13 protein-coding genes are annotated in these 12355 nt (G+C 66.1%); all 13 read right to left on the bottom strand.

Annotation, left to right across the window (positions count from 1 at the left end; genetic code table 11):
• Positions 1 to 73: 73 nt before the first annotated feature.
• The gene (locus ACUTR7_RS24720) at positions 74 to 355 is read right to left on the bottom strand and encodes an STAS domain-containing protein (RefSeq protein ID WP_012207329.1); all 282 of its coding nucleotides are present in this window, start codon (positions 353 to 355) and stop codon (positions 74 to 76) included.
• A gap of 18 nt (positions 356 to 373) precedes the next feature.
• On the bottom strand, positions 374 to 1015 hold the full coding sequence (locus ACUTR7_RS24715) for an MlaC/ttg2D family ABC transporter substrate-binding protein (protein WP_012207330.1): 642 nt from the start codon (positions 1013 to 1015) through the stop codon (positions 374 to 376).
• Between the two features lie 116 nt (positions 1016 to 1131).
• A complete protein-coding gene (locus tag ACUTR7_RS24710; RefSeq protein WP_445610037.1) occupies positions 1132 to 1935 on the bottom strand; it encodes an MlaA family lipoprotein in 804 nt (267 codons plus the stop codon).
• Positions 1932 to 2417 carry an outer membrane lipid asymmetry maintenance protein MlaD gene (mlaD, locus tag ACUTR7_RS24705; RefSeq protein WP_012207332.1) on the bottom strand — a complete coding sequence of 162 codons (486 nt, stop codon included), beginning with the start codon at positions 2415 to 2417 and terminating at the stop codon, positions 1932 to 1934. The genes ACUTR7_RS24710 and mlaD overlap by 4 nt, the downstream gene beginning before the upstream one ends.
• Before the next feature lie 44 nt (positions 2418 to 2461).
• Complete coding sequence (gene mlaE, locus ACUTR7_RS24700; RefSeq protein WP_012207333.1) at positions 2462 to 3244, bottom strand: lipid asymmetry maintenance ABC transporter permease subunit MlaE; 783 nt, start codon at positions 3242 to 3244, stop codon at positions 2462 to 2464.
• Complete coding sequence (locus tag ACUTR7_RS24695) at positions 3241 to 4080, bottom strand: ABC transporter ATP-binding protein (RefSeq protein ID WP_013800794.1); 840 nt, start codon at positions 4078 to 4080, stop codon at positions 3241 to 3243. Before ACUTR7_RS24695 ends, mlaE begins: the two co-directional genes overlap by 4 nt.
• A 218-nt stretch (positions 4081 to 4298) precedes the next feature.
• Positions 4299 to 5066, bottom strand: a complete 768-nt coding sequence (locus tag ACUTR7_RS24690) for an amino acid ABC transporter ATP-binding protein (protein ID WP_445610036.1) — start codon at positions 5064 to 5066, stop codon at positions 4299 to 4301.
• Between the two features lie 161 nt (positions 5067 to 5227).
• Positions 5228 to 5881, bottom strand: a complete 654-nt coding sequence (locus ACUTR7_RS24685; RefSeq protein WP_012207336.1) for an amino acid ABC transporter permease — start codon at positions 5879 to 5881, stop codon at positions 5228 to 5230.
• A 131-nt stretch (positions 5882 to 6012) separates the two neighbouring features.
• On the bottom strand, positions 6013 to 6819 hold the full coding sequence (locus ACUTR7_RS24680; RefSeq protein WP_445610035.1) for an amino acid ABC transporter substrate-binding protein: 807 nt from the start codon (positions 6817 to 6819) through the stop codon (positions 6013 to 6015).
• 208 nt (positions 6820 to 7027) lie between these two features.
• Complete coding sequence (gene pelG / locus ACUTR7_RS24675; protein ID WP_012207338.1) at positions 7028 to 8401, bottom strand: exopolysaccharide Pel transporter PelG; 1374 nt, start codon at positions 8399 to 8401, stop codon at positions 7028 to 7030.
• Entirely contained in the window at positions 8401 to 9957 is a 1557-nt protein-coding gene (gene pelF / locus ACUTR7_RS24670; RefSeq protein WP_445610034.1) for a GT4 family glycosyltransferase PelF, read from the bottom strand. The genes pelG and pelF overlap by 1 nt, the downstream gene beginning before the upstream one ends.
• Complete coding sequence (locus tag ACUTR7_RS24665; protein WP_034396971.1) at positions 9954 to 10976, bottom strand: hypothetical protein; 1023 nt, start codon at positions 10974 to 10976, stop codon at positions 9954 to 9956. Before ACUTR7_RS24665 ends, pelF begins: the two co-directional genes overlap by 4 nt.
• Complete coding sequence (locus ACUTR7_RS24660) at positions 10969 to 12348, bottom strand: PelD GGDEF domain-containing protein (protein WP_445610033.1); 1380 nt, start codon at positions 12346 to 12348, stop codon at positions 10969 to 10971. The genes ACUTR7_RS24665 and ACUTR7_RS24660 overlap by 8 nt, the downstream gene beginning before the upstream one ends.
• Between the last annotated feature and the right edge of the window lie 7 nt (positions 12349 to 12355).

The following is a 12355-nucleotide window of genomic DNA, read 5'->3' as shown; positions in this document are numbered from 1 at the left end:
GCGAGGCGCGATTCTAGGCCCTTGCAGCCAAACCTGCCTTGCAGGGCTCTTTGCAGCGGCGCGCTGCGCCGGCTCAGGAGGGGGAGGATGCGTCGGTCAGCAGCCCATCAACGCCGTACAGCGCCGCCATGGACTGCAGGCCCTGCGGCAGGCCCACGACCACCAATTGCTTGTCGGCCGCCTTCGCGGTGCGGCGGCAGGCCAGCAGCACGGCCAGGGCGGCCGAGTCGAAGACCTCGACGCCGCTGGCATCAACGCGCACCTGGGCGCCATCGAAGGCCTGCACCTGGGGCCGCAGCTGCACAAGGCAGCTGCGCGCCTGGCGGTAGGTCAGTTCACGGGGGAGCTGCAGCATGGCGCGCGTCAATGGCCGTCAGCCCTTGGAGGCCGGCGTGGCAGGCATCTTGCCGCGCGTGGCAAGGGTCTCGATCAGGCCGTCAATGCCGCGGGCATTGATTTCCTGGCTGAACTGGTTGCGGTAGGTTTCCACCAGCCACACGCCCAGCACGTTCAGGTTGTAGATCTTCCAGCCGTCGCCGGACTTTTCAAGGCGGTAGTCCAGCTGCACGGGCTCGCCGCGGCCCAGCACTTCGGTGCGTACCAGCACATCGATGTCGCCGGGCGCAGCGCGCACCGGCTTGACATTGATGGTCTGGTTGCTGACCTGGGTCAGCGCGCCGGAGTAGGTGCGGATCAGCAGGGCCTTGAACTCGGTCTCCAGCTTCTCGCGCTGTGCAGGCGTGGCCTGGCGCCAGGCCGGGCCCACCGAAGCCGAGGTCATGCGGCGGAAATTCACATAGGGCATGACCTTGTCATTGACCAGCGCATTGACCTTGGAGACATCGCCCTCGCGCAGCGAGGGGTCCTTCTTGATGGTTTCCAGCACGTCGGTGGAGACACGCTTGATCAGCGCATCAGGGGTTTCATCGGCCGCGTGGACGGGCAGCGCAGCGCCCCAGGTTCCCATGGCCAGCACGGCTGCCGCGGCAGCGCTCCAGGCACGTCGATTGATCATCACTCTTCCTTTCCCAGCAGGGCCTCAATGCCCCGGACCGGGTTGATATTGCACATTTTTCCGGCCGCGCCGTGTCAGGCGCGGACCGTTTTTCATCTCGGGATGTTACGAACTGCTTACTTTGCGCCGTCTTCGGGAGGCAGTTTGCCGGCATCTTCGTCGTAGTCCTCGATGCGGCCGTCATCGCCGGACTTGCCACGCCGCAGGTTCAGGTAGACGTCACGCGTCAGGCTATAGCGGTCAAGGGCGACGGAGTCCAGCGTGTCCGAGGCATTGAGCAGGCGTGCACGCGTATCCACCAGTCGCAGCACATACAGGCTGTTGCGCACCGGGATGTCGCTGATCGCCGTCAGGGGGTTGCCCCAGGCATCCACAGGCAGAGCCGCCGTGTCACGCACCGTGGACGGGCCGAGCAGCGGCAGCACCAGGTACGGTCCCGTGGGCACGCCCCAGCGGCCCAGCGTCTGGCCGAAGTCCTGCTTTTGGCGCTCGATGCCGGCCTCGCTGGCGATGTCGAGCAGGCCTCCCAGGCCGAAGACCGTGTTCACCGAGAAGCGCACCATGGAGTTGTAGGCACCCTCGGCCTGGCCCTGCAGCGCGTTGTTCACGAACGACCAGGCATCGCTCAGGTTGGAGAAGAAGTTGCTCACCCCATCGCGCGCCAGGCGCGGCGTGACATCGCGGTAGGCCGTGGCCACCGGCTTCAGGACGGCGCGGTCCAGCCCGTCATTGAACGAGTACATGCTGCGGTTGAACGGCTCGAACGGATCCTGGGGGTTGCGTGCCTCGCCCGGGGCGGTGGCGCAGCCGGCGAGCAGCGAAGCGGCGGCCAGCGTGCCGAGCATGGCGGCGCGCTGCCAGGAGGCTGCCTGGGCGGCAGGGCGACCCGCGGTCGCCTGTTCATGGTGGTTGGTTGTCATTCTTTGCCTCCTGCACCGGAGCTGCCACCCTGCTCGGCCTTGCCGTAGAGGAACTGTCCGATCAGATTTTCCAGCACAACGGCCGACTGGGTTGCGACGACGCGGTCGCCATCCTTGAGATTGTGGTCATCTGCACCGGCTTCGATGCCGATGTATTGGTCGCCGAGCAGGCCGCTGGTCAGGATCTTCAGGGAGCTGTCCTTGGGAAAGGCGTAGCGGTTTTCCAGGGCCATGGTCACGCTGGCCTGAAAGACCTTGTCGTCGAAGGTGATGGATTCCACGCGGCCCACGACAACGCCCGCGCTGCGCACGGCTGCCTTGGGCTTGAGTCCGCCGATGTTGTCGAAGCGCGCGGTCAGCGTATAGGTCTTCTGGAAGTTCAGGCTCAGCAGGTTGGCCGACTGCAGCGCCAGGAACACCAGCGCCGCAGCGCCGATCAGCACGAACAGTCCGACCCAGACATCACTCTTGGATTGCTGCATGGTTTGTTTTTCCTTGATTTGCGAGAGGTGGCACCGGTGCCGGGTCAAAGGCTGAACATCGTGGCCGTGAGCAGGAAGTCCAGCCCCAGCACGGCCAGCGAGGCCATCACCACCGTGCGCGTGGTCGCGCGGGACACGCCTTCGGGCGTGGGCTTGGCTGCATAGCCCTGCAGCAGCGCGATGAAGGTCACCGCCACGCCGAACACCAGGCTCTTGAGAACGCCGTTGCCCAGGTCATACCACCAGTCCACGCCGTTTTGCATCTGGCCCCAGAAGGCGCCGCCATCGACGCCGATCATGACCACGCCCACCAGCCAGCCGCCGATCACGCCGACGGCACTGAAAACGGCCGCCAGCAGCGGCATGGCGATCAGGCCCGCCACGAAGCGCGGCGCCAGGATGCGGCGCACCGGGTCCACGGCCATCATCTCCATGGCCGACAACTGCTCGCCGGCCTTCATCAGGCCGATCTCGGCCGTCAGCGCCGTGCCGGCACGGCCGGCAAACAGCAGCGCCGTGACGACGGGGCCGAGTTCGCGCACCAGCGACAGCGCCACCAGAAGGCCCAGCGCCTCGGCCGAGCCATAGCGCTGCAGCGTGTAGTAGCCCTGCAGGCCCAGCACGAAACCGACGAACAGGCCGGACACGCCAATGATGGCCAGCGAATAGTTGCCCAGGAAATGGATCTGGTCGCCGATCAGCCGCGGGCGGCCCAGCGCAGGCCCCATGAGGGCGAGCAGGCGGCCGAACAGGCGCGTGCCCATGCCCAGCTGCGTCAGCTGTTGGCGTACCGCCGCGCCAATGCGTGCGGGATGCAGCCGGTTCATGCGTGCCTCCTGCCGTTGCTCTTGCCGGAGCTTGCGGGGTTGCCGAAATCTTCCTCGGCGCTCACGCCGGGGTAGTGGAAAGGCACGGGGCCGGTGGCCCGTGCGTGGATGAACTGCTGCACCAGCGGGTCGGGATTGGCCCGCACCTCATCTGGCGAGCCCTGGGCGGCGACGCCGCCGTTGCCCAGGATGACCACATGGTCGGCCACGTGGAAGGTTTCCTCCACGTCATGGGACACCAGGATGGAGGTCAGTCCCATGGCGTCGTTGAGCTCGCGGATCAGCTGGGCGGCCGTGCCCAGGGAGATGGGGTCCAGCCCGGCGAAGGGCTCGTCGTACATGATCAGTTCGGGGTCCAGCGCAATGGCCCGCGCCAGCGCCACGCGGCGGGCCATGCCGCCAGAGATCTCGCTGGGCATGAGGTCGCGCGCACCGCGCAGGCCCACGGCATGCAGCTTCATGAGCACGATGTCGCGAACCAGTTCGTCGGGGAGATCGGTGTGCTCGCGCAGCGGGAAGGCAACGTTATCGAACACGCTCATGTCGGTGAACAGCGCGCCGAACTGGAACAGCATGCCCATGCGCCGGCGCGCGGCGTACAGGCCTGCGGCGTCCATGGTGGTGACGTCCTTGCCATCGAACAGCACCTGCCCCTGCTGGGCATGCTGCTGGCCGCCGATCAGGCGAAGCACGGTGGTCTTGCCGCCGCCCGACGCCCCCATCAGGGCCGTGACCTTGCCGCGCGGCACCTGCAGCGACAGGTCGCGCAGGATCACACGTTCGCCATAGCCGAAGGTGACGTTGCGCAACTCCACGAAAGAGGCGGTTGGGATCATGCTGTGGTGCGGTCGATAAATGTTCGCAGGCAAGCCCGCTATTGTGCAGACAGGTGCCGATGCCTGCTCATCACCCCCTGAGATAAACATACATCCGTGTATGTTTCTCAAAAAGTCATGGCAGAAAACGCCATAAAAAAAAGAGCATGCTTCGCTTGCTACACAAGCGTTGCACGCTCTCTGGACCTGGGGAAAGTCCGGACTGGATAGATGTTTTTTTACAACATGTTCTGCAGAAATGCCTGGGTCCGGGCGTGCTGCGGCGCTGCAAAAAAGGCTTCCGCCGGGCCTTGCTCGACGATCTCGCCCTTGTCCATGAAGATCACGCGATTGGCCACTTCGCGGGCAAAGCCCATCTCGTGGGTCACGACCAGCATGGTCATGCGCTCCTGGGCCAGCTCGCGCATGGTGCGCAGCACTTCGCCGGTCAGCTCCGGGTCCAGCGCGGAGGTGGGCTCGTCGAACAGCAGGATGTCCGGCTCCATGGCCAGAGCCCGGGCGATGGCCACGCGCTGCTTTTGCCCGCCCGACAGCCGGTTGGGATAGGCATCGCGCTTTTCCAGCAGGCCCACCTTGTGGAGCAGCGCCTCGGCCTTGGGCACGATCTGCTCGCGCTTGAGGCCCTTGACGACGATCGGCGCCTCGATGATGTTCTCCAGCACCGTGAGGTGCGGGAACAGGTTGAAGGACTGGAACACCATGCCCATCTTGCGGCCGATCTGGCGGATCTGCGCCTCCGGCACGTAGTGGGCACGGCCGTCCGCGCCGCTGTCCACCAGCACCTCGCCCTCGACGGCGACACGGCCGCTGTCAATGGTTTCCAGGTGGTTGAGGCAGCGCAGGAACGTGCTCTTGCCCGATCCCGAAGGACCGATGACGGCCACCACCTCGCCACGCGCCAGCTCCAGCGAAACGCCGCGCAGCACCGGCACGCCGCCAAAGCCCTTGCAGATGTTCTGCGCACTGATCATTGTTTCGGTATTCATTTCAATCATCCAGAGCGCGGCGCACTACACGCTGTCCTTGAAAACGGGCGTGACCCCATACAGAAACACCGAGCAAGGGCCGCCCCGCCGCGAGGGTGTTGTCCCCCTCCCGCGTAGCGAGAGAGGGGGAAGGCGCGAAGCGACTCAGGGGGTGCCGCGTGTCACGCGTCATACTTTGCATGGCGTTTTTCTAGGTATTGAAAGATCCAGGTCAGCACCAGCGTCATGACCAGATAGAAGCCTGCGGCCACCACGAAGGGCGTGATGGTGAAGTCGCGCTGCACGATGCCGCGCGCGGCGCGCAGCAGGTCATTCAGGGCCAGCACGTAGATGAGCGAGGTGTCCTTGACCAGGGTGATGGTCTCGTTGCTCACAGGCGGGATGATGCGCGCCCACATCTGCGGCAGGATGATGCGGCGCATGGTCTGGCCGTAGCTCATGCCCAGCACCTTGGCACCCTCGTACTGGCCGCGGTCCACGGACTGGATGCCCGCGCGGAAGATTTCGGCGAAGTAGGCGGCGTAGTTCAGCGCGAAGGCGACGACGGCGGCGGGGAAATCGGGCAGGCGCACGCCGATCACGGGCACGAAGGGCAGCGCGAAGTAGATGAACAGCATCTGCAGCATCAGCGGCGTGCCGCGCATCAGCCAGATGTAGCCGCCTACCAGCCGGCTCAGGGCGGGAAAGCGGGAGATGCGCATCAGCGCCAGCGACAGTCCCAGGGGGATGGACAGCGCCAGGGTGATGACGAAGAGCTTGAGGGTGACCAGGGCGCCGGCGGACAGCGGCCCCATGAGCGAGATTACATATTCCATCGAATGGCCTCAGTGCGGTGCGCGGCCCCGCCGGCATCGGCAGGATCCGGGCAGCCACGGGCGCGTGCGTCCCAGAACGCAAAAGACCGGCAATGCCAGGCTGGCCTTGCCGGTCGCATGGTGTGCCGGATTTACTTGATGATGTCCTTGCCGAACCACTTGGAGGCGATTTCGGCGGCCTTGCCGTCCTTCTTCATCTCGGCCAGCGCGGCTTCGAGCTTGCCCAGAACTTCGGTGTCTTCCTTGCGCAGGCCCACGCCATAGTCCTCGGTGCCGAAGTTGTCCTCGAGCACCAGGTACTCGCCAGCCTTCTTGGCCACGTGGAAACGCCCCACGACCTCGTCGACCACGACGGCGTCCAGGCGGCCGGCCGACAGGTCCATCAGCGCGGTGATGTTGTCGCCGAAGGTCTTCAGGTCCTTGAAGCTGTCAGCCACGGCGGCGTCCTTCTTGATGGCGTCCACGGCCGAGCTGCCATCCTGCGCGCCCACGACCTTGCCTGCCAGGCCGGCCTTGTCCTTGATGTCGGAGTTGGCGCGCACGATGATGATCTGGTGGTTCTCCATGTAGGGCGCGGTGAAGGCGATGTTCTTCTTGCGCTCTTCGGTGATGGTCAGGCCGTTCCACAGCGCGTCGACGCGCTTGCCGACCAGCTCGGCCTCCTTGGCGCTCCAGTCGATGGGCTTGAAGTCCACTTCCACGTTCATGCGCTTGGCGGCTTCACGCGCCATGTCGATGTCGAAGCCGACGATCTCGTTCTTGTCGTCACGAAAGCCCATGGGCGGGAAGTTGTCGTCCAGGCCGATCACCAACTTGGTCATGGCTGCCGGCACGGGGGCGGCAACCGGCGCGGCGGCGGTCGATGCGGACTCGTTCTTGCCGCAGGCTGCCAGCAGTGCAGACAGGGCCACCATGGCCAAGAGGGTGCGTTTTTTCATGGCTTAAAGCTTTGGAGTGGAAAAAGCGAAAGGCGGCGGCCGCAGCACGCAAGGTGCGCAATCGTTGTAATGAATGGTTCCTTGGCGGAACCTTTGTCTCGGTTGGGTGCCGGCGCCGAATCCCGTATTGTCGCGCAGACCGGCGCCCCCCGCCAACACGCTGGATCAAGACCGTGCAAATCGGCAAATGGCGAGAGATGCCTGCCGGTCACTGCAGCATGAAGGTCTTGTATTCGAGCCGGTTGAGCTCGCGCGAGAGCAGGTACAGCCCCACGCACAGCGTCACCAGCATGGCCAGGCAAAAGCCGTAGCCATAGAACGCGGCGCCCAGCGCCAGCGAGATGCCCGTGAAGGCAATGTTCAGCGCCACCAGCAGCAGGCAGAGCATGAACACGATGCGCCGCTCGTCCAGGTAGAAGAACACGTTGAGCACGGCCATCACACCCACCTGCAAACCGGCACCCACCACCTGCACGTGCAGCAGCGGCAGGTACAGCTGGGAGATGCCCAGCAACTGCAGGATGGCCGGCCCGGCCACCAGGGTGACGAGGACGGCCAGCGTCTGCACCTTGGCGATCTCGCCCAAGCCCGCCTGGATGGCGTAGACCATCTCGTTGCGCATGGACTCGATGTATTCCAGCGATCCGCCGCCGCGCACGGCGTCGAAGAACTTGTCGTAGTACTCGACGAAGTCGGTCTCGATGCGCACCAGGAAGACCGCCATGCCCGGAATGATGGACAGGTAAGACAGGAACACCGGCAGGTCGTAGATCAGCGAGGCCCTGAGTCCGCCGATGATCTGCTGCGAGGTCGGCGGGTAGTACCAGAACATGAACTTGTCGATCCAGATGCCCAGGTTGTAGAGCACGCCGATGCCGATCAGCGCCGGAAAGATCAGCGAGCGCTGCGTGAAGTCAAAGGCGATCCAGCGCTGCTGCAGCGGAAAGCTGCGCAGCACGATCATCCACATGCCGGCCAGCAGCAGCACGTGGCCGATCACGAAGCTGGCCAGCAGCCCTTCCAGCCCCCAGTAGCGCAGCGGCAGCGCCAGCAGCACGATGAGCAGGTAGGTGGCGCCGAACAGCCCGGCAATGGCCCGGTAGTGCTTGAGGCCCGACAGCAGCACGGTCATGACCCAGACCACGCACATCAGCGTGAAGCCGGCCAGCATCAGCACGCGGTACAGCAGGCCCTGGCCCGGCAGCACCACGAACAGCGCCAGCGTGCCCAGCGCGCTGGCCGTGGCCACGACCACCAGCAGCAGGCCATGCAGGTTGGGCAGGATGCTCTCGTCCTTCTTGAGGAACAGCTGGTCCGACACAAAGCGCGTAAAGGCCAGCTGCGCCGCCCCGGTCAGGATCAGGCTGCTGGCCACCAGATAGGTCACCGAGGTCTGGAACTGCGTGACCAGCAGCGGCGGCGCCACCACGCTGACGCTGAACACCCCCACCAGCAGGATGCCGATGATGGAAAACACCCACGGCCCCGAGCCGATGACGCCCGCATAGGCGTAGGCCTGGAGCACGCTGGTCAGCGTGTTCTTGCGCAGCAGGTGGCGCAGTTCGAATCCAATGCCGGCCATCAGTGTTTTTCCTCGGACTGTTGCAGCGCCCTGTCGTAGACCTGCCTGTAGCGCTCGAACAGCAGCCGGTCGGAGTAGTAGCGCTCCACGCGCGCAATCCCGGCCGCGCTGGCGGCCTGCCATTGCGCGGGCGAGCTCAGCAGCTCCAGGCAGGCGTCGGCCAGCGCCTCGGGGTTGGCAATGCCGACCACGCGCCCGCACGAGCCCAGGGCCTGGTCTTGCGGCTCCAGCCCGTCGATGAGCTGGCGGCAGGAGCCCACGTCGGTGCTGACCACGGGCACGCCTGCGGCCTGGGCTTCGAGAATCACCAGGGGCAGCGCCTCGCTGATGGAAGACAGCACGACCACGCCCACCTTGGGCAGCAGCTCCTCCACCTTCTGCATGCCCAGAAATCGGACGTTGGCCTGCAGGCCCAGGCTGTCCACGAGGTTCTGGCATTCCTCGGCATAGGCCGGGTCCTCGGCCGTGGGGCCGGCCACCCAGGCCTGGGCCTGGGGCATCCGGTTGACCACGCGGCGCATGGCGCGGATGAAGGTCTTGATGTCCTTGATGGGCACCACGCGGCCGATCAGGCACAGCACGGGCGGCACCTCGGCGGGCCGCTGGGTGCGCAGCGGCGCAAAGCGCTCTATGCGGATGCCGTTGGGGATGCTGACCGTGCGCTCGGCGGCCGCGCCATCGGCCACCTGGCGCAGGCGGTTGTTCTCGTACAGCGCAATGATGGGATCGGCCGCGCCATAGCAAAAGCGCCCCATCCAGTCGAAAAACCGTATCCACATCTGCCGGAAGAACGACACCTCCATGGGGTCGCGCTGGAAGATGTTGCGGTTGTCGCGGATCCAGGAGCTTTGCAGCAGGTCGATCTGGCGCTCTTTCGTGTAGATGCCATGCTCGGACAGCACCAGCGGCAGGCCGCGCGCATGGTGCAGCAGGCCGCCCAGAAATCCCGCGTAGCCCGTGGAGACTGTATGCAGCACGCGCACCGGGATCAGCCCGTGGGCGATGCGCGCCATCAGCCACAGCGGCTGCAGCATGATGCGCACGGTCCAGAAGAAGTCCACGAACGATGGATCGGTGCAGTGGCGCCGGTAGCTGTCGCGGATCAGGTCCCAGGCGAATTCGCTGTGCAGGAAATCCTCCAGCGGCAGGCTGCCGCCGGGCTGCAGCTCCAGCGCAATGGAGCGCATGGCCGCCAGCACCTTGGCCCGGCTTTCGGCACTGCCGTCATGCGCCTCCAGCGCACCCAGGAATTCCTGGGCCTTGGCCAGGGCTTCGGGATGGCCGCGCGAAGGGGCGGGCTGGATATTGGAGTGCAGCGCGTCAAACAGGTAGTGCTGCTCGAAGTGCACCACGTTGGGCGGCAGTGCGTAGCGGAAATCGCCATAGTCCTCGCGCCGGCTGCCCAGGAAGACGATGGCAAAGCGGTGCTCGGGATAGGCCTGCAGGATCTGGTTGACCCAGCTGGACACACCACCGCTGACATAGGGGAAAGTGCCTTCCAGCAGCAGTGCGATGTCCGCATCGGCCGCCGTGGGGAACTGGCTCGCACGGCTCATGAGGCACTCCAGTAGCGGATGCTGGGCTTCAGGCGCGGCAGGGCTTGCTCGATGTCCAGCGAACGCATCAGGGCCTGCGCCTTGGCGAATTCGCGCCGATCGAACAGCAGCTCGGCCTGGTAGGGCACGACGCGTGCCGGCTCCATGCCCAGCGCCAGCGAGCGCTCATAGCAGGCCAGCGACTCCACCGCCCTGCCCTGCATGTGCAGCAGCCGGCCACGGCGCAGCAGCAGCAAGGCGTTGTCGGGCCGCTGAGCGAGCACCAGGTCGCAGTAGTGCAGGGATTGCTTGATGGCGTGGTCGCGCACATCGCCCTGCGCCACGCCCTGGTAGACCAGCTCCGCGTAGAGGTCGGTCAGCGCCCGCGCCGCCTGCAGGCCACGCGGCCCGTAGGGCGCATCGCCCTCAGACTGGCGGGCATGCTCGAACAGCTGCAGCTCCTGGTGGATGGTCTTGCTGATCTCGCGCTCCTTGGCGTCCAGCATGCTGTAGGCCAGCAGGCGCAGGTCTTCGCTGGAATCGCCCAGCGCCGTGCGCAGCATGGGCGAGGCAATGCGCCCCGGCACGCTGCCCAGCGCCACCATCGCCCGCATGCGCGAGGCGACCGGCACATTGGGATTGGCCAGGAAGGACTGCAGGCCCGCCTGGCGGCGGCTGGTGCTGGCCTGCTGGTGCGGGTCGAAATCGGGCAGGGGCATCACCGGAAAACGCGGGCCGCCACGCGGGCCGCGCTGGGTGTGCAGCGCAATGGTGGCGACCACGGCGCCCAAAATGCCGGCCACCGGCACGGCATAGGCAAACAGCCCCATCAGCGCCACCAGGGCCAGGCGCTGGCGCACCGACTTGGCCGAGGTGGCCAGGAAGGGCGCCAGGCACAGCGCCAGCAGGCCGCTGGCCAGCCCGTGGGCCGTGAGATAGCCCAGCAGGGCCGCGTCCGACTGGCTGCGCAGCAGCCACAGGCTGCTCCAGGAAGCGATTTCCGCGGCCAGCGCGCCCAAGGCCAGCTTGAGGTTAAGCATGGCCCTGCCCCATCTGATGGAGCCGCTCCAGCACGCTGCTGGCCGAGCAGCGGTCCAGCAAGATGGTGCGCGGGAAGATGCCCGCATCGGCCAGCGAGGCCACGCCGCGCTGGGCCAGCCAGCCCTCGATGCGGTTCAGGTAGCCCTCGGCCGTGGCGTTGGTGCCCAGCGGCATGAAGATGGCCAGCAGTTGCCGGCCATCGCTTTCCTGCAGCCAGGAGCGGTCCAGCATGCGCTCCAGCCGCATGATCTGCTGGGCCATCTGGGCCTGCACAGCCGAGGGCGACAGCTCCAGCGCCACCACCACGCTGCTCAGGCGCGCGCTGCGGTTCACATGCTCCATGCGCTGCAGTTCGAACGCGAAATGCGGCGGGCAATCGGGATAGGCCTGCAGCAGCGGCGCAGCCAGGCTGTTGGCGGCCACGCTGTCCGTGTAGTAGCCCAGCAGCAGGTTGATGGTCTGCAACGCCTCTTCCTGCAATGCGAAGAAAGGCATTTCCTCGACCAGCAGCAGGCCGTAGATCTCGCCCTCCAGGTCCAGCATGGGCGCCACGACGATGTACTGCGTCTGCTGGCCCTCCGCCATGCTTTGCGAGACATGGCACAGCACATGGCTGTCCAGCGCCTGGCGCACCAGCGGATCGTGGACATGGATGGGCCGCTCGTCCCCCAGCTGGGCAATGGGCGTGGGGTCCAGCACCTCATTGCGCACGGGCACCAGGCTGGCCACGCTGATCTGGCTGAAGCGCGACAGCAGGTTGAGCAGGCTTTGCGCATCGCCCTCGGCGCCACTGAGGCCGCTGAGCACGTTGATGGCATCGCGCATGGACACGGGGCGGCCTATGAGCTCCTGCTCCAGCCGGTCATGCGACAGGCGCAGCAGGTAATGCTGGCGGATCAGCTGCTCGGTGCGCTGGTCCATGTAGTTCTGCGCCGTGCGCGCGCGGCGTATGCGTGCGCGCCAGAGGCTGGAGATCTCGCCCACGACCATGACCAGGATCAGGCCGCCCAGAAAGTACTGTTCCGGGAACAGCGACAGATCGCGCTGGTTGACGCCCAGCCAGGCCAGCAGCAGCACGCCGGCCGCCGACAGGCCGGCCACCGGCCCGTAGCGCAGGGCCACCACCACGGGCGCCAGCCAGGCCCAGGGGAACTCGGACTCCACCCACAGGGGATTGTCCGGGTTGGCCCACATGCCGATCAAAAGGGCCAGCACCGGCAGCAGCAGCGTCTCGCCCACCACCACCCAGGGCTTGGCGCTCGTCTGCACGAGCAGGCCCAGCGGCGAGCCTCTGAATTCCGCGGCAATGCCGGCGCGGCGCGGTGCGGCGGAATGCGGTGCCGCCTTGGGCGTGCTGGCTTGGTCTGGCATGAAGAGT

It is taken from the genome of Delftia sp. NA_296.1 (assembly GCF_052692095.1).
Note: the sequence above shows the minus strand (reverse complement) of the source record. Positions and strands in the feature narration are given on the sequence as shown.

Bases quoted from the DNA above. Each gene is read 5' to 3' on its own strand.
- pelG (WP_012207338.1), bottom strand. From the start codon at position 8,401: ATGGCCGGCATTGGATTCGAACTGCGCCACCTGCTGCGCAAGAACACG.
- mlaE (WP_012207333.1), bottom strand. From the start codon at position 3,244: ATGAACCGGCTGCATCCCGCACGCATTGGCGCGGCGGTACGCCAACAG.
- ACUTR7_RS24710 (WP_445610037.1), bottom strand. From the start codon at position 1,935: ATGACAACCAACCACCATGAACAGGCGACCGCGGGTCGCCCTGCCGCC.
- ACUTR7_RS24680 (WP_445610035.1), bottom strand. From the start codon at position 6,819: ATGAAAAAACGCACCCTCTTGGCCATGGTGGCCCTGTCTGCACTGCTG.
- pelF (WP_445610034.1), bottom strand. From the start codon at position 9,957: ATGAGCCGTGCGAGCCAGTTCCCCACGGCGGCCGATGCGGACATCGCA.
- ACUTR7_RS24715 (WP_012207330.1), bottom strand. From the start codon at position 1,015: ATGATCAATCGACGTGCCTGGAGCGCTGCCGCGGCAGCCGTGCTGGCC.
- mlaD (WP_012207332.1), bottom strand. From the start codon at position 2,417: ATGCAGCAATCCAAGAGTGATGTCTGGGTCGGACTGTTCGTGCTGATC.
- ACUTR7_RS24720 (WP_012207329.1), bottom strand. From the start codon at position 355: ATGCTGCAGCTCCCCCGTGAACTGACCTACCGCCAGGCGCGCAGCTGC.
- ACUTR7_RS24695 (WP_013800794.1), bottom strand. From the start codon at position 4,080: ATGATCCCAACCGCCTCTTTCGTGGAGTTGCGCAACGTCACCTTCGGC.
- ACUTR7_RS24660 (WP_445610033.1), bottom strand. From the start codon at position 12,348: ATGCCAGACCAAGCCAGCACGCCCAAGGCGGCACCGCATTCCGCCGCA.
- ACUTR7_RS24685 (WP_012207336.1), bottom strand. From the start codon at position 5,881: ATGGAATATGTAATCTCGCTCATGGGGCCGCTGTCCGCCGGCGCCCTG.
- ACUTR7_RS24690 (WP_445610036.1), bottom strand. From the start codon at position 5,066: ATGAATACCGAAACAATGATCAGTGCGCAGAACATCTGCAAGGGCTTT.
- ACUTR7_RS24665 (WP_034396971.1), bottom strand. From the start codon at position 10,976: ATGCTTAACCTCAAGCTGGCCTTGGGCGCGCTGGCCGCGGAAATCGCT.